Here is a 17,534-nt window from a genome sequence, read left to right as displayed (position 1 = left end):
CGAAAGTCATTTTTAAATGAGAATACATAGGTAAAAATCATTTTTAATTGAGAATTTCAGTCCAAAATCTTATTTTCAACTATTCTCTTTTTCAATTCTTTTATTAAATAGTAGAGTGCATATTGAGAGGCACGACGACGGTTTGTATTTCGAGTGCCTGATAAATCAAGTTTAAATGTCTTTACATCGCCATCCTGAAGAGCAATACCTATCCAAACCGTCCCTACAGGTTTTCCATCGTGAGGATCGGGTCCGGCGGCACCTGTTAATCCGACCCCTATATCAGAACCGAATTTTAGTTTCGCACTTCTGGCAAGTGCTTCCGCGCATTCAGAGCTAACAACTCCATACTCCTTAAGCAATGAACGTGAAACGCCAAGCTGTTCAACTTTCATGTCGTCATTGTAGACAACAACTCCGCCCTTCAAAGAGGAACTGATTCCAGATTCACCTGCCAACTCGGACATGAATTGTCCTGCGGTCAGACTTTCAGCTGCCGCAATAGTCAATTGGGCCTTTTTTAACAGATCTGCTGCTTTTGATGATAATGTATCATTATTGATTCCGAATATAAATTCTCCGACAAGATCACGGATCTCCTTTTCAACAGGAGCGATCAATTTCTCCGCCTCATCAGTAGAAAGTGCTTTTGCCGTTATTCGAAGAATGACTGCATCTTGGGATGCTAGTGGCGCGATAGTCGGATTGGATTGTTTTTGTAAGATTCCTTGAACGCGATGCTCAAGCTCTGCTTCTCCAATTCCAAAAAATTTCAAAACACGGGAAACTATGACTTCCTTATTACCTAATGCCCCAAGTAAATAAGGGATAGCTTCTCTTTCAAACATGGGTTCCAATTCATGTGGAGGACCGGGTAATAAAATATAAGATACCCCACTTTTTTCAAGAGCCATACCCGGCGCCATTCCGTTACGATTTTTCAATACAACAGAATCCGCCAAAACGAGTGCCTGCTTTTTATTGTTCTCGGTCATCATTCTACCAGTTCGTAAGAAATAGTCTTCAATTGAAACAAGGGCTTCATTATTCATTTTCAGATGGGTTCCCAACATTTCAGCAATTGTTTCTTTCGTCAGATCATCTTTTGTTGGACCAAGTCCTCCAGAAAAAACTATCAGATCCGCACGCTTTTCTGCGATTCCGATAGCCTTTTTAATCGATCGGGATTATCCCCTACAACCGTATGATAGTATACATCAATTCCTATTTCGGCAAGACGAGCCGAAATGAATGTGGCATTCGTATTCGTAATTTGACCTAATAGAAGTTCAGAACCTACTGCAATGATTTCCGCCCTCATAATGGTGCCTCCTTACATCGAGTCAAGCAAGACACGACGATTCTTATAAAAGTAATCAGCTCCAGACCAAATGGTGAAAAATAGTGCAATGTACAGCATAATTGAACCAAATGGAATGTTAATCATTTCAAAAAAGATATTGTTCATTAGAAGGAAAGTTATTGCGACTAACTGGGTTGCAGTCTTAATCTTCCCTAACTGCTGGGCTGCGACCACTTCGCCGCCACCTGCCATTATCATCCTTAAACCGGTTACAGCAAACTCCCTGCTAATAATGATGATGACGACCCATGATGCCGCATTCCCTAATTCCACTAAAACGACCAACGCTGCGGATACAAGCAACTTGTCCGCAAGCGGATCAAGGAATTTACCCATATTCGTAACAAGATTATGTTTTCTTGCTAAATGACCATCAAACCAATCCGTCAAACTGGCTATTATGAATATGATTGCCCCTATTAAATGCTCAGTTGGAAGTGTGGTACCCCCTACATTCAATGTTCCCATTCCAAAATCGACAAGCATGAAAATGATAAATATAGGGATTAGAAAAACACGGGAAACCGTAATTTTATTTGGTAAGTTCAACTGTCTCATCCTTCCTAAAAATTAATGCGTTATGTATGGTGAATGAAAATAGTCATCCATATAGATGACTATTTTCATTTCTTATATTCAATGTAAATATTTTGTGGAGATACGTTTGATGAATATTCCAGTTTTTCTTCATTCACGTAGATATTCGCAAAGGATGGTACAGCGACTCGAATTCGGACATACTCGACATCTGAAACATCTAACTCAAGTGTTTCCCCATTTTTCATAACGCGAGCCATCGGTGTCAGTTCCTCTTTCTTTTCGTTCTGAACACCAATCCATGTATCTCCTAATGTATCAATTTTAAGCTTGAATTCATCTGCATCTGTCAGGGAGTATTTAAAATCTGATCCAGTTGTACTTTCATATGCAAGAACCTGTTCTTTAACTACTTCTTCCGGTTCTGGATCCGGCTCCACTGTTTCTTCCTCAATTGGATCATCAACAACTTCTTCTTCAGTATTTCCTGGCGTTTGATTGTTATCCATTGTTACTAGCTTATCTTCAGGCTTTACATCGGTGCCTGTTTGCTTCGATGCCGCTTGTTGCGAAAGAACCCAAACTACAACAATGATTACAATAATGAAAAACGCCACAATGATTTTCGGTATTGTTTCATTCAGACGACTGTTGCCTTTTAAGCCTCGGCTCCTTGTCAGTGGAGGGGCGATGTTTTCTTCTTCGAGATTATCATAATTAGCTGATTCCTTATATAATGTCAACATTTCATCAGCATCCAAACCGACTGCCTCTGAATATTGTTTGATAAACGCACGAACGTAGAAAGCTCCAGGCATCATACTGTAATCTTCATTTTCAATACCGGAAAGGTACCGTTTCTGAATTTTAGTTATGGTTTGCAAATCATCCAATGAGTAGCCTTTCGCAGTTCTTGCTTCCTTTAGACGATCACCTAATCCGGTCATTTTAGTCACCTTCCTTGTTTAAAAGTTAAAATTTCCAAATCCACCCATCTGCCCTGTATCGGTCATCATATGGTTCTTCTCCATCATTTCATATGTGATTTCCTGATCTGGATCTGTTCGTAATTCGATAATATAATCAAAGTCTTCCATGTCGTATTCGGAGTGCCGAACAAACATGTCCGGATGTTCGACAACTTTAATAGAAGGCATACCCATCATCTCACGTACAAGCTGCATATGCCTCTCATCTCCCGATTTACGTGAAACAATGCCATCTAAGATGAAAATATTATCTCTGGAGAATTCATCTCCAGCTAGGTGCTTCTAACGGTTTGTTTTATCATCGTGGAAGAGAGGAAAATCCATTTCTTATTCGCACATACACTCGCGGCAACTACTGACTCCGTCTTTCCGACCCGTGGCATTCCACGTATTCCGATTAACTTATGCCCTTCTTGTTTAAACAATTCCGCCATGAAGTCAACAAGAATACCCAGTTCACTCCGGAGGAATCGGAACGTTTTCCGGTCATCAATATCCTGTTGGATATATCTTCCATGCCTTACCGCTAAAATATCGCGTAATTTCGGCTCACGGATCTTCTTTACTTGAATGGTTTCCATTGTGGATGCAATCAATTCAAAACGTTTGATTTGATCATCATTTTCTGTCCTGACCAGCATTCCCCGATGGCCACCATCCACACCGTTGATCGTAATAATATTAACGCGAAGCATCCCTAAAAGTGAAGCGATATCTCCAAGCAAGCCAGGTCGATTCACTTGTATCTCGTACTCGACATACCATTCACCCATTCGACACACTCCTATCGTTCCCTATATCCAATTTAGGATAACCAATAAAATAGAAACCGTTCATTTGCAACCCTTATGAAAGTACCCAGGGTATAGGACGCGCGAGTCGCAACTTAGTTCTATAATAACGGATAAATGGGATGAAGAAAAGTAAAAAAAAAAAGGGGAACAATATCTCCCCTTTTTAAATTCAAATATACCACCCACCATTTAATTTCACTATTTCACCAGTTATATAATCCGCTTTTCCACTGACTAAGAAACCCGTAAGTTCTGCAACTTCCTCAGGCGATCCAGTTTTTTGTAAGGGGATCTGCTCAATAACCATCTGTTTATCCTCTTCCGACAATTCATCATTCATTTCCGTATCTATCCACCCAGGAGCTATTGCATTCACACGAGTACCCGTATATGCCGCCTCCTTAGCATACGCCTTAACGAAAGCATGTTGGGCACCTTTTACGGCAGAATACATGACTTCACCTGCAGCACCTGTGTTGCCCCAAATGAACCGATAAAAACAATATATGATACTTTGTGACTTCGTAATTGAGATGATATGTAACTTATGAACAAGGATGGATTTTGCATATGCACTTTCCAAAGGGCATCCATGTCTTGTTGCGTTGTATCCGTCAAAAGTTTAAGCATTGATTGTCCAGATGCGACGATAACTGTCTGGACATGACCTACTTGGTTAGCAAGTATTTCAGCACCATCATCTTTTGAAAAATCCGATTGAACGAGTTGGAAATCCCCGTTCGGATATGACTCGGACAATTCTTGTTGAAGGAGCGAAACCCGCGTTTTACTTTTGTTGAAATGAAGGTACAAGGACCAGCCATCAGCTGCCAACTTACGGCTGATGGCTTCTCCAATACCTCCCGATGCCCCAAGGATTACTGCATAACGTTTCATGTTCAGTTTTCCTTCGCTCCAGGAACAATCGTCATAACTGTATGACTGTTTAGGTCTGATATCGTAGAGAAGGCGTCTTTCAGGTGGTCAATAGTCATCTTTTCAAGAGTTGGGACAACGTCGAATAAATTCATATCATTAAAATTATAAGTTGTGAATTGGTTGGAAATGAATTCAATCGAATTCAGCGAGCGCATAAATTGGCCGATTCTCCGCTTTCGCGCACGTTCCAAGTCCGCCTCAGTAACTGTCCAATTTTCAACTTGAGAGGATAGTGTCTTCCGAATTACCGCTTCCAGATCAGTCGGATTCTCGGTATCAGACTCCACCATTGCAAATCCAAATCCCTTTTCCAAAGTGAAATCATAATTATATGTTTCATCGATCAGATTGTCATTATAAGCTTTCGTGTAAAATTCGGATGTTCTACCAAACAGAATGTCAAGCACAAGATGGACTGCTAAATCTTGACGAATCATTTCATCACCTTTAAGATCTGTCCGGTTACATTTCATGCCAAAATTGAATTTCGGTCTTTGGACATCCATTTCAAGTACAGTTTTCTCCGTTGTAGCCTCCAACGGCTCTTTCGGAAATTCCCTTGTAATCTCTTCAGGTTCAGAAAACTCCTTCCCCTTCTGATCTTCCTTGATGAAATTCATCATTTCTTCCGGGTCAACTGCTCCAATTACGAAAACTGCCATATTCGAAGGGTGATAAAATGTTTCGTAACATTCATACAAATGTTCAGCAGTAATTTCCTCTATTGTTTCAATAGTCCCCGCAATATCGATTCTGACAGGATGTTCTTTGTATAGGCTTTCAATTGTTCCGAAATAGTTTCGCCAGTCCGGATTATCATCGTACATCGTTATCTCTTGAGCAATAATCCCTTTTTCTTTTTCAACCTTTTCTTTCGTAAAATATGGCTCTTGGACAAAATCTAACAATACCTTCGTGTTTTCATAAAGGTTTTCAGTCGTTGAGAACAAGTATGATGTCCTTGTAAATGATGTGAACGCATTCGCACTTGCACCAAGAACTCCGAATTTCTGGAAAACATCCCCTTCTTTTTTATCGAACATCTTATGTTCTAAAAAGTGGGCGATGCCATCGGGACTGTTACAAAATCCTTCTTCCCTCTTGGGATGAATGTTCTATCAATCGAACCGTATTTCGTTGTAAATGTGACATATGTTTTGGAAAATCCTCGTTTAGGTAAAATATATACACTTAACCCATTATCAAGCTTTTCGTGGAATAAAGTTTCTTGTAAATTGTCAAAGCTTATCTTTTCCATCATTATGCCTCCCTTCCGGATAACAAGTAGATGAGTTCCAATTTAATCTGTGAAGCCATCTGTTTAATATCTTCGATGGTGACCGACTTCCACTGTGCAATCCATTTATCGGCAGTGAAATCCTCATCAAAGTATTTATATTGATCATAAATTTCGATTTGCCCTCTTGCGGAATCAAAGGCGCTTCGAATACTGTTTGATAATAAAGCAACGGTTTGCTCAAGTTCCATATCCGTCACATTACCCTTCTGTAAAGCGTCAATTTGTTCTCCAATCAATTTAACAGCTTTCTCTTCAAGCTCTGCATCAATCCCTGCCATGTACACTACGCCATAATACGCAGCGTAGGCGCTATTTACAGTGTATGCCATGCTCTCTTTTCACGGACATTCATGAATAATTTACTATGTGCAAATCCACCGAATACCCCATTTGTAACTTGCATTTTAGGATAATCTGGATGATAAAAGGAAACAGGCGTACTATATCCTACTTGCAATTTCCCTTGCTTCATATCCTGTTTCTCAAAAACCGTTTGGATATCTTTCACTTCATTCGTATCAAGTTCGGAGGGCTTACGGACAAACTCCCTCTCTTGAAAATTAAACATCTCTTTAATTTTCTCGATTAATTCTTCCTCTTGACATCTCCAACAATATAAATGTCAACTGCATCATTCTTCAACATGTTCTCATATGTATCGAGAAGCGTTGCACTTGTAATGCTTTCTACGTCTTCTTCAGTTCCGTTAGCCGATATCGAAGCTGGGGTATTTGGGCGCATTAAATCGAACATGCGCTTATGGGCATATCTTGCTTTATCATCATAGATAGAACGGATTCGTTCAATTACTGTTCGTTTTTCACGACGAACGATTGATTCATCAAATGAGCCATCTTTGAAATTCGGTTTAAAAATAACAGTTTGTATCATTTTCAATGCATCATCAAAAACACCGTCAGTTGACAGATACTCGTCGTTAACACACTCCATATTTAGAGAAATAATATGTGTATTGTCACGTTTACCCGCATCCAAGTAAAATACGGTGCCATAAAGTTCATCCAATGCCTTTCGTAGCTCACTTTGTTGCGGATACTCAGCATTTGAATCTTGAAGTACATTCGATAATACGGCACGATGCGCGGCTTGTTTTGCGTCTAATTCTGAAATCCATTTAATAGACATCGTAATTGTCTTGAATTGTTCCGTCTTTCGAATATATAGATTGACGCCCTTTTGCAGCACAATTTTCTTAAACATATGAACACCTCGTTTTTCCTTTATTATACGAATACCTTTCTACACTATACATTCCACAACGTTGCCAGAGCAAAATAAACGCATTATTTATAACTTTGCACAAAAAAACTGCCCAGAATCCATAGAGGAATCTGGGCGACTGATTGTTATTTATCTACTACCCTTAATATACGGCACACCACTAGCCTTCGGTGCGTTCGCTTTTCCAATAAATCCAGCGAGCGCTAAGATCGTCAAGACGTACGGTAGTATATGGAAGTATACAGTTGGTATTTTTTGAATGAACTCTATATCGATTGACCCTGCACTGATTGCAAGTGTTTGAGCGAACCCGAAGAATAAGGCAGCTCCATTGCACCAATCGGATGCCATTTACCAAAAATCATAGCAGCCAACGCCATGAAACCTTGACCATTTATCGTCGCGTGACCAAAATCGCCTGTCATCGTTTGGGAATAAATTGCCCCACCAATACCTGCAAGACCACCGGAAATGATAACGGCAGCATACCGGATTTTCGTGACATTGATCCCCATCGTATCTGCAGCCATCGGGTGTTCACCTACTGAGCGAAGACGGAGGCCGAATGGCGTCTTGTATAGGACGAACCATGCGATAAACGCAACAACGACTGCCAATACTGAAGTTCCGTAAAGGGATTTGAAGAACATCGGCCGATTATCGGGATATCCTGCAAAATTGGAACGTTAACGCGCGGAATTTTTTGCTGAATGAAATCAGTCTGCCCTTTTCCAAACATCATTTTTACAGAAAATAACGCAATTGCAATTCCTAACATATTGATCGCTACCCGGAAACAACCTGATCTGCCCGGAAGGAAACGGAAGCGACAGCATGCATGATGGAGAAGATTGCAGCAACAAGCATCGCAGCAAGCAGGGCAATCCACGGTGTCCATCCGCCAAATACATTAACAAAGGCTAAATTGAAAACAATACCTACAAACGCGCCCATTACCATAAGACCTTCAAGTCCAATATTGACAACACCGGAACGTTCGGAGAAAACGCCACCTATTGCTGTAAGGATGAGAGGGGCTGCATAAGCGATTGAAGTCGGGATGATAAAATATAGTACTTCTAAAAAGCTCATGTCATTTCGCCTCCTTTTTCTTTTTCAGACGTTGCAGTCCAACACGGATGATATATCCTGAAGCAACAAAGAAAATGATAAGTGCAACGACGATTGAAACGATTTCAAGCGGTATATTTGCAGCATTCGGCATATTATTCGCACCATACTTAAGTGAACCGAACAAGGAAGCTCCGAAAATGACACCAAGCGGAGTGTTTGCACCAAGTAGGGCAACCGCAATACCGTCAAATCCAATACCAGTGAAACCGCCTAGACTAGTCATGCTTCCAAAAGTCCCCAGACCTTCCATTGCGCCAGCAAGCCCTGCAAACGCACCGGAGATGACCATGGAAAGGACAATGTTCTTTTTAACATTCATCCCTGCATACTGGGAAGCATTTTCGTTGAATCCGACTGATTTTAACTCGAAACCAGTTTTTGTTTTTTCCAAGATGAACCACATTACAATAACCATCGCAAGGGCAACAAAAATACCATAGTGAAGCGTTGAGTAATCTGTTAAATTTGAAAGGAAATCTGACCGCAATGATGCTGTCGGCTGGATTTTTTCCGTTTTATAGCTACCGTTAGAAACTGTTTTGATTAGTGCATTCACAACATGAAGGGCAACGTAGTTCATCATAATCGTTACAATAACTTCATGCACCCGAAGTGTAGCCTTCAAAATCCCTGGGACAAGTCCCATAGGGCACCTGCCAATGCTGCTGCGAGTAAAGTAATTGGTAGATGGATAATCATAGGTAATTCAAATGCTGCACCCACATATACTGCCGCAAACCAACCGACCATCAACTGTCCTTCAACACCAATGTTGAAAAGACCTGTACGGAATGCGAATGCTACAGCAAGTCCGGCAAGGATATAGGGACTAATTTGCCGAATCGTCTCACCAATAGCATAGCTGTCTCCAAATATTCCATTCCAAAGAGCTATATATCCGTTTACCGGATCATAGCCACTGAAAAGCATAACAATCGCTCCGACAAGTAAACCAAGTAGGATCGAAATGACTGGAACTAAAATATTAATAACTCTATTTGACATCTCGATCCACACCTTCTTTCAATGCATCTTTTCCTTTGATGGCATGACCTGCCATCAAAAGACCTAATTCCTGTTCATTTGTCTCAGCTGGGATAACAGTGTCTACGATTTGTCCATCATGGATAACCGCAATACGATCCGAAACATTCATAACCTCATCCAGCTCAAATGATATTAAGAATACTGCTTTCCCGTTATCACGCTGTTCGATTAGCCTTTTATGAATAAATTCAATCGCACCTACATCGAGACCCCTTGTCGGCAATGCGGCAATAAGCAAATCAGGATCTCTCGATACTTCCCGTCCGATGATCAATTTTTGTTGGTTTCCGCCTGATAGGGCACGGGCAAGTTCCCATTCCCCTTGCGTACGTACATCATATTCTTCTATGATGTTATTAGCATTTTCGGAGATCACACCATAGTTCATGATGCCATTCTTTGAAAATGGCTCGTGGTAATATTCTTGCAATGCGGCATTATAGCCAACAGAAAAATTAAGTACAAGTCCATGCTTATGTCTGTCTTGCGGAATATGTCCCAAGCCTGATTGAGTTATTTCCCTCGGACTCATGCCAGTAATATCTTTCGAATTAATAGTGATTTTCCCGCTTTTAACTTTTCTAAGGCCAGCAATCGCTTCGATCAACTCGGTTTGTCCATTTCCGTCAATACCTGCAAGACCAACAATTTCTCCTCTACGGATTGAAAGATTTAAACCTTTTACTCTTTCAATTCCCCTATTATCCGTAACAACAAGATCTGTGACGGACAATACTTCATTAGTTGGATTCGCCGGCCCTTTTTCTGTTTTAAACGTAACTTGTCTTCCGACCATTAATGTTGCCAACTCTTCCGGATTCGTTTCTGAAGTAACAACTGTCCCGACTCCTTGACCTTTTCGGATGACGGTGACTCGATCAGATACGTCCATAATCTCCTGCAATTTATGAGTGATCAAAATAATCGACTTGCCTTCAGTTATCAACTTCTTCATAATGGTAATCAATTCTTGAATTTCCTGAGGAGTTAGTGAAGCCGTTGGTTCGTCAAAGATTAGAATGTTCGCTCCACGATAGAGTGTTTTTAAAATTTCAACGCGTTGCTGCATCCCAACAGATATATCCTCGATTTTCTCATATGGATCTACATTCAAACCGTAAAGTTTAGAGATTTCTGCGACTTTTTTCGCAGCATCCTTGATGTTTACGACACCCATTTTTTTCGGCTCACTGCCAAGGATAATATTTTCGGTAACAGTCAAATTTTCCACAAGCATGAAATGTTGATGAACCATACCGATTCCTAAATCATTTGCTACGTTTGGATTCGAGATATTGACCTTTTTTCCATTGACACGTATTTCTCCATCTTCAGGTTGATATAGCCCGAATAATACGTTCATCAATGTAGATTTCCCTGCGCCATTTTCACCTAATAACGCATGGATCTCTCCTTTTCCCAATTGTAGAGTGATGTTGTCATTCGCCCGGAATTCACCAAACTTCTTTGTAATGTTCAACATCTCAATGACATATTCCAATGGTTTCACTTCCTTGTATAATAATATAACGTTAATCTTCAGGAAAAAATTAATACAATAAAAGATTCTGTTTTACCACAATAAGTGGAATTACCCAATATAAAAGCGTATGACCTAATCATAAGCTCATCTATATTGATAAAGAACCTTTTACTCTATTAATTTACTACTAACTCTCGTTAATACATTAAATAAATGTATCCCACAAAATCCATATCCACAACAAAGGCCGGACTAAACCGGCCCTTATTGCTGTTTATAAATTATTTTAGGGATTCAGATACTACGATTTCACCATCAGCGATCTTTTTAGCGTATTCGTCAATTTGCTTAAGAACATCTTCAGGAAGTGCACCACGTGAATCTGCAAGTTTTACGCCATCATCATGAAGACCGTAAACTTTTGTTTCTCCACCTGGGAATTTACCTTCCTTAGCAAGTGCTGAGATGTCTTGAACCGCTACGTCAACACGCTTAAGCATAGATGTTAATGTAATGTTGTCATCACCAACTTGACCTTCGTCGTATTGGTCGGAGTCAACACCGATTACCCATACATTTGCATTTTTATCTGCTTGTTTACGTTCTTTCGCTTCAGAGAAGACACCGTTACCTGTTCCGCCAGCTGCGTGGAAGATAATATCTACGCCTGAAGAATACATACGAGCCGCTTCAGCTTTACCAAGTTCAGCTTTGTCAAAGAATCCAGTGTATTTAACGTCTACTTTAATATTAGGATTTACTGCTGCAACACCTTCAACAAATCCAGCTTCGAAACGGTTGATAACCGGGATATCCATACCGCCGACAAATCCGATCTTATCGGATTTTGTCATTAAAGCTGCTGCGACACCCGCAAGGAATGCACCTTCTTGCTCTTTGAATAGAATGCTTGCTACGTTCGGCTCATTAACTTCACCGTCAATGATTGCAAATTCCTTGTCAGTTTGTTGACTAGCAATCGTTCCAATCGCATCTTCCATCATGAAACCAACGCCAAATACGAGGCTGAAATCACGGCGGGCAAGCGCATTTAAGTGAGTAGTGTAGTCTGCTTCACCTGTTGACTGAAGATATGTGTATCCGTCTCCTTCAGTTAACCCATTGTCTTTCCCGAACTTTTGGATCCCTTCCCAAGCTGATTGGTTGAAGGATTTATCGTCAACACCACCGACATCCGTAACCATCGCTACTGAAAAGTTTGATTCATTTCCACCTTTTGATGATGTAGAATCTTTTTTGTCTTTGTCCGTACCACATGCACCAAGTAATGTACCTGCTGCAAGAACCAATGATAATGCAAGACCGTATTTACGTTTGCTCACTGATTGGACCCCCCTGTTTTTTATTTTGGTATAAAATATTGACGTATGAACGTCTATTTAAAGACTCTTGGAAAATTAGCAACCGCTTACAGAATCAGTACAGGTGAGAATTGCCACCTGTAATTGGATGAAGGGTTACCTAATATTTTTCCAATTGACCTTATACCCTTTTTCGAACTACATGAAAGCTGAACTTATCGGCCCTAAAATAATTTTTAGAGTAAAGGACCATTTCGCCTTCTTCACTATAATGATACTGAATTAATACGAGCAAAGGAATGTCCACCCCACATCTTAAAATTGATGAGGCTTCATCATCATACCCAACAGGTTCAATATTCGCTATAGCTTGGGCAATTTTAATCTTACCCGATTTTTCGAGCGAATCAAAAATAGATTCTTTCAATAAGTCTTCTGCCCAGCATTTAAATTCCTGGAAAGCACATGATCGATACAGTATACAACTGGATCTCCATCTGCTGTTCTAACCCTTTTAATTGTAACAAGACTATCTTCCGTTCCGCAATCAAATTTTCCCATCATTTCATCAGTAGGGGGATTCTCTTGAACCTCCATAAATATGGTACCTGGTTCCATTCCTGCATCACGTATCATCGAGGAGACGCTTGAAAGTTGTTCGATACCGGACGAAAATATTGGGCGCGGATTAACGAAAGTACCTACTCCGTGTTTACGAATAATCACTTTCTCTTCTTCAAGAACACGCAAGGCTTCCCTTAGTGTCGCCCTGCTGACGCCTAAATTCCTCGCTAACTCAAATTCCGAGGGGAATTTCTCATTTTCTTTGAAAATACCGGAGTCAATATCACCCTTTAAACGTTCAATTACCTGCACGTATAAATGCCTTTGATCCGTCTTAACCAACATGTTCAATCCCCCCTTAGTGAGGTTAGACCTCAGACGTGTTACATCTTTCCTAATCATTCATACTATATCATCTTCATCCTACAAAATAAACAGTAGATTTTATATAAACAAGATTTTTAGATAGTAAATTGTTACAATCTTGTTTCTATAGTCATAATAATCATTGATGAATATCCACTTCACTTTGGGAAACAAGGACTTGTCTCGGCTTACTACCCTCCGGAGGACCTGACCCCACGCATTTCCATTTGATCTACAATCCGGGCAGCCCTAGAATAACCAACTCGGAAACGGCGCTGCAACATAGATACAGATGCCGTCTGCATCTCTATGACCAATTGAACAGCATCATTGTATAGTTCATCTGTTTCTTCATGTGGCTGTACTTCCTCGATATCAGTCGGGATCATTTCTTCTTGATATTGAGCCTTTTGTTGTTCTATGACAAAATTGACAATACTCTCGACTTCCTGATCGGAAACGAAAGCCCCTTGAATTCTTACTGGCTTCGATGCACCAGCAGGCAGGAATAACATATCTCCTCGACCCAAAAGCTTCTCGGCACCGGATCCGTCTAAAATTGTCCTTGAATCTACAGAGGATGAAACAGCGAAGGCGATTCGTGACGGAATGTTCGCCTTAATGATCCCTGTAATGACATCTACACTTGGACGTTGAGTCGCAATGATTAAATGGATGCCCGCAGCTCTTGCCATTTGAGCAAGACGAGTAATCGAATCCTCGACATCACTCGAAGCAACCATCATTAAATCCGCAAGCTCATCAACAATAACAACTATATAAGGCATTTTCGGATGTTTTTCATCGTTTTCTACATTCCATTGTTCAATGTGATCATTATACCCCTCAATATTCCGGGTTCCTGTATGCGAGAATAATTCATATCGACGTTCCATTTCTGATACGACCTTCTTCAAAGCTTGGGAAGCTTTCCGAGGATCGGTTACAACCGGTGCCAACAAATGAGGTACTCCATTGTACACATTTAATTCAACCATTTTAGGGTCGATCATCATCATTTTAACTTCATGTGGCTTGGCACGCATTAAAATACTAATGATGATGCCGTTGATGCAAACACTTTTCCCACTACCCGTCGATCCGCAACAAGGACGTGAGGCATTTTATTCAACTCGGCCATCATTGCTTGTCCAGTCACGTCGCGACCTAACGCAATCATCAATTTCGAATCAGGTCGATTGTTTTCCTTCGCTTCAATCACTTCCCGCAAACTCACAATAGCGACAGAACTATTTGGAACTTCAATTCCGACAGCTGATTTCCCTGGAATCGGTGCCTCGATTCTAATATCACTTGCTGCAAGGGCAAGGGCAATATCATCCGCTAACTAACGATTCTACTAACTTTTACACCTGTGTCCGGGAGCACTTCATACTTTGTAACTGCAGGACCTAAATGAACTTGTTCAACTGTTGCTTTCACACCAAAACTTAAAAACGTTTTTTCCAGTTTTTCGGCATTGGCTTGGATGGAAACAAATTCAGCTGATTGGTCATTAGAAGGGGACTGGAGTAGTAATGAAGGCGGCGGAAGAATATATGAAACATTCTCCTCCTCCCCGCAACACCAGAATATGTGTCCATCTGATTTTGCTCAGGGCTGCTCGTTTCTTCTTTTTTCTGCTCTACTGGCCTTTCCATCTCTGCTACAGCGGCTTGTTCATCAAGGGTTGACTTATTAATATTTTCCTTGAAGTTAGAAATAATCGGTTTAGAAATGATTTCTTGTTGTTCACCCACATCAGGTGTGAATTCTTGCTCCTTATCATTATCAGTTTGTTTCCCTTTTTGGGAACACGACATTCTTGATGGTACAGACGAATCTTGTTTTTCTTTTGGTTTCTTTTCGTTCTTTCTGTTCTTTTCGTTCCTTTCGAATTTCGACTTAAAGGATTCTGCTATTTTTGGATACAATTCCAATAAATATGGAACAAATGCTTTACCGGTTAATAGAATAATACCAACCAACAATAGGAGTACCCCTGCGACAGTCGCACCGGAGGAATCGAATAATGTATGGAATAAAGCAAATAGGATGGCACCTATTAATCCCCGCCAAGTGCCCCGCTTCTGGAAACTATTCCTCCATTAGTTACAAGGACTTTCCATGTTTCTTTAATTGCTGAATTCGTCATAAGTACTTTGCTTTCATATAGTTCTTTGAATAAATGGATATGGCTAAATAGTAATAAACTTGCAAGTATGAACAGACTACCCCCAACAATACGATTTTTCCATCCTACTGTTTTACGATTGATCATGAAAAGAAGTGCTTGTACGATCAATAAAAATGGACAGCTCCATGCCAATTACCAAATAGCAGTCTCGCAAATGAAGACAGACCCCTTCCTACCATTCCAAATTCAAAAATAATAATAATAGCGAAGCCAATCATTGTTAAACCTGAAACTTCATACACTAATGGATTAATGCCATCCTTCTTTTTCCGTGAAGCACTGGCCTTTTTTCGTTTCTTCGATTTTTTGGACATGTTTCCTCCTCCTTTCACAAAAAGGATTTCCCGCCGTACGGTCGGCATGGAAATCCTTTTTCGTTTTTAGTTGAATTAGTACTCCATAATGATTGGAATGATCATTGGTCTTTTTTTGTTTGTTGGAACAAATACGAACTCAACGTATCACGGATCTCTTGTTTTATGTTTGTCCATTCGAATGTATCTTTATTCACATACTTTTCGACAATCTTATGGACAAGCTTTCTGGACTCCTCAAGTAGCTCCTCTGATTCACGGACATATACAAAGCCCCGTGACACAATTTCAGGACCTGCGGCAATTTTTTTCTGTCTACGGCTTAGTGTAATGACTACCGTAAATATCCCATCTTGTGACAATAGCTTTCTGTCTCTTAAGACAATATTGCCGACATCTCCTACCCCGATACCGTCAATAAGGATATTTCCAGCCTGTACTCTGCCGCTCATTCTCATCTTGTCATTTTTATATTCGACAATGTCGCCCTTATCAGCAATGAAGATCTGGGATTTTTGCAAGCCGACCTGCTGTGCAAGTTTGGAGTGAGCAATCAGCATCTTGTATTCCCCTGAATAGGGATGAAATATTTAGGTTGCATTAGATTCAACATTAATTTCAAATCTTCTTGGCTCCCATGCCCGGAAACATGAACGTTACGGGATGAAGTAAGAACGTTTGCCCCGGCTTTCGACAATTCATTGGCCATCTTGAACATAGATACTTCCATGCCAGGAGATGGAGTAAAGGTGATTAGGACTGTGTCGGTCTCTTTAATCTTAATATCTTTATGGTATTTCCGTACAATTTTTTCAAGCGCATCAAGTGGCTCGCCTTTGTTTCCTGTCACAATGATCACAATTTGGTCATCGGTGTATTTTCCAATGTCCTTCACTGAGATGACCACATCTTCTTCTATTTGCAAATAGCCTAAACGCATTCCTACTTCGAAATAGCTTTCTAGACTTTTACCAACTACCGCTACTTTTTTGCCTGTTTCCAAGGCTTTATCGAAAACTTGCTGAATTCTTATGAAATTCGATGCATAAAGTGCAACAAGGATGCGCCCCTCTGCTCCATGGAACGTCGTAGAGAGCTTCTCTTCTATAACCAACTCAGATGTCGTATATCCAGGGCGCTCCGCCTCATTGGAATCAGACAGTAGAATGAACACACCTTCTTCTCCAAGTGCAGCCATTTTTGCAATATCGGGACGGTATTTTCCTTTGCCGACTGATCAAATTTGAATTCTCCCGTGTGGACAATCGCTCCTTCACTTGTATGGAATACGATGCCAAGAGTGTCGGGAATGCTATGAGTTGTATGGAAAAATGTCACATATGTCCGTTTGAAATTCATACGACTTTTATTTGTAACTTCGAAAAACTTAACACTAGAAGGTGCCGGCATATCCTTCAAATGTTCTTTCGCAAGTGCGAGAGTCAGTTTCGATCCATAGACAGGTGCTTGCACTTTTTGCAGAAGGTAGGCGATGGATCCGATTGCATCCTCATGACCATGAGTCAGAAAAATCCCTTTAACCCTCTCTTTATTTTCCTCTATATAAGTCAAATCAGGAATCACAATATCAATCCCAAGCATTTCTCCCTCCGGGAACATTAGCCCAGAATCCACTATAAAAAGTTCATCGTCAATTTCAATGACGTACATCGCTTTTCCAATTTCCCCAACTCCTCCGAGCGGGATTACTTTTATCACTTCATTTTTTATCTTTGTCACTTTATTTCCTCCTATACTGTTTATAAAAGACTGATTTTGTAATATCGTCCGTCTATGTATGTTTTTATGGGATTAGTGTTTTTACATTCAATAAACATGTCCACTCTTTTATCCCACTTAACCATTATCCATCAAACCTAACATATTTGTTGAGTACCCGTCCACAACGACTAACTTTCATTATACGTGAGAACGCCCCTACT

The 17,534-nt window shown here is 40.4% G+C and carries 9 protein-coding genes and 9 pseudogenes; all 18 read right to left on the bottom strand.

Annotation, left to right across the window (positions count from 1 at the left end; translation table 11 throughout):
• Nucleotides 1-56: 56 nt before the first annotated feature.
• The 18 genes and pseudogenes from QNH10_RS12150 to QNH10_RS12085 all read right to left on the bottom strand — a co-directional run bounded on the left by QNH10_RS12150 (nucleotide 57) and on the right by QNH10_RS12085 (nucleotide 17,331).
• Nucleotides 57-1,321 (bottom strand): annotated as a pseudogene (locus QNH10_RS12150) (competence/damage-inducible protein A).
• A gap of 12 nt (nucleotides 1,322-1,333) precedes the next feature.
• The gene (gene pgsA / locus QNH10_RS12145; protein WP_283731759.1) at nucleotides 1,334-1,912 is read right to left on the bottom strand and encodes a CDP-diacylglycerol--glycerol-3-phosphate 3-phosphatidyltransferase; all 579 of its coding nucleotides are present in this window, start codon (nucleotides 1,910-1,912) and stop codon (nucleotides 1,334-1,336) included.
• Between the two features lie 74 nt (nucleotides 1,913-1,986).
• The gene (locus QNH10_RS12140; protein ID WP_283731758.1) at nucleotides 1,987-2,847 is read right to left on the bottom strand and encodes a helix-turn-helix domain-containing protein; all 861 of its coding nucleotides are present in this window, start codon (nucleotides 2,845-2,847) and stop codon (nucleotides 1,987-1,989) included.
• 18 nt (nucleotides 2,848-2,865) lie between these two features.
• Nucleotides 2,866-3,662 (bottom strand): annotated as a pseudogene (locus QNH10_RS12135) (YmfK family protein).
• A gap of 190 nt (nucleotides 3,663-3,852) precedes the next feature.
• Nucleotides 3,853-4,580: pseudogene (gene ymfI, locus QNH10_RS12130) on the bottom strand (elongation factor P 5-aminopentanone reductase).
• A gap of 2 nt (nucleotides 4,581-4,582) precedes the next feature.
• Nucleotides 4,583-5,880 (bottom strand): annotated as a pseudogene (gene yfmH, locus QNH10_RS12125) (EF-P 5-aminopentanol modification-associated protein YfmH).
• 2 nt (nucleotides 5,881-5,882) lie between these two features.
• The gene (locus tag QNH10_RS20650) at nucleotides 5,883-6,251 is read right to left on the bottom strand and encodes a peptidase M16 family protein (protein WP_347177874.1); all 369 of its coding nucleotides are present in this window, start codon (nucleotides 6,249-6,251) and stop codon (nucleotides 5,883-5,885) included.
• On the bottom strand, nucleotides 6,236-6,490 hold the full coding sequence (locus QNH10_RS20645; RefSeq protein WP_347177873.1) for an insulinase family protein: 255 nt from the start codon (nucleotides 6,488-6,490) through the stop codon (nucleotides 6,236-6,238). The genes QNH10_RS20650 and QNH10_RS20645 overlap by 16 nt, the downstream gene beginning before the upstream one ends.
• Nucleotides 6,491-6,507: 17 nt before the next feature.
• Entirely contained in the window at nucleotides 6,508-7,143 is a 636-nt protein-coding gene (locus QNH10_RS20640) for a peptidase M16 family protein (protein WP_347177872.1), read from the bottom strand.
• Nucleotides 7,144-7,293: 150 nt separating this feature from the next.
• Nucleotides 7,294-8,256 (bottom strand): annotated as a pseudogene (locus tag QNH10_RS12115) (ABC transporter permease).
• A 1-nt stretch (nucleotide 8,257) separates the two neighbouring features.
• A pseudogene (locus QNH10_RS12110) lies at nucleotides 8,258-9,303 on the bottom strand (ABC transporter permease).
• Nucleotides 9,293-10,846: an ABC transporter ATP-binding protein gene (locus tag QNH10_RS12105; RefSeq protein WP_283731757.1), complete on the bottom strand. Its 1,554-nt coding sequence runs from the start codon at nucleotides 10,844-10,846 to the stop codon at nucleotides 9,293-9,295. Before QNH10_RS12105 ends, QNH10_RS12110 begins: the two are co-directional and overlap by 11 nt.
• A 263-nt stretch (nucleotides 10,847-11,109) precedes the next feature.
• Nucleotides 11,110-12,171 carry a BMP family lipoprotein gene (locus QNH10_RS12100; RefSeq protein ID WP_283731756.1) on the bottom strand — a complete coding sequence of 354 codons (1,062 nt, stop codon included), beginning with the start codon at nucleotides 12,169-12,171 and terminating at the stop codon, nucleotides 11,110-11,112.
• 160 nt (nucleotides 12,172-12,331) lie between these two features.
• Nucleotides 12,332-13,059, bottom strand: a pseudogene (locus QNH10_RS12095) (GntR family transcriptional regulator).
• A 160-nt stretch (nucleotides 13,060-13,219) separates the two neighbouring features.
• Nucleotides 13,220-15,143: pseudogene (locus QNH10_RS12090) on the bottom strand (DNA translocase FtsK); the annotation flags it as partial.
• A 2-nt stretch (nucleotides 15,144-15,145) separates the two neighbouring features.
• The gene (locus QNH10_RS21170; protein WP_430541061.1) at nucleotides 15,146-15,385 is read right to left on the bottom strand and encodes a hypothetical protein; all 240 of its coding nucleotides are present in this window, start codon (nucleotides 15,383-15,385) and stop codon (nucleotides 15,146-15,148) included.
• Nucleotides 15,382-15,591, bottom strand: a complete 210-nt coding sequence (locus QNH10_RS21165; protein WP_430541060.1) for a hypothetical protein — start codon at nucleotides 15,589-15,591, stop codon at nucleotides 15,382-15,384. The genes QNH10_RS21170 and QNH10_RS21165 overlap by 4 nt, the downstream gene beginning before the upstream one ends.
• Before the next feature lie 75 nt (nucleotides 15,592-15,666).
• A pseudogene (locus QNH10_RS12085) lies at nucleotides 15,667-17,331 on the bottom strand (ribonuclease J).
• Nucleotides 17,332-17,534 lie beyond the last annotated feature (203 nt).

This window comes from Sporosarcina thermotolerans (assembly GCF_030067815.1).
GTDB classification, from domain to species: domain Bacteria; phylum Bacillota; class Bacilli; order Bacillales_A; family Planococcaceae; genus Sporosarcina; species Sporosarcina thermotolerans.
The sequence above is the reverse complement of the archived record's forward strand: the minus strand, read 5'-3'. Positions and strand labels throughout refer to the sequence as shown.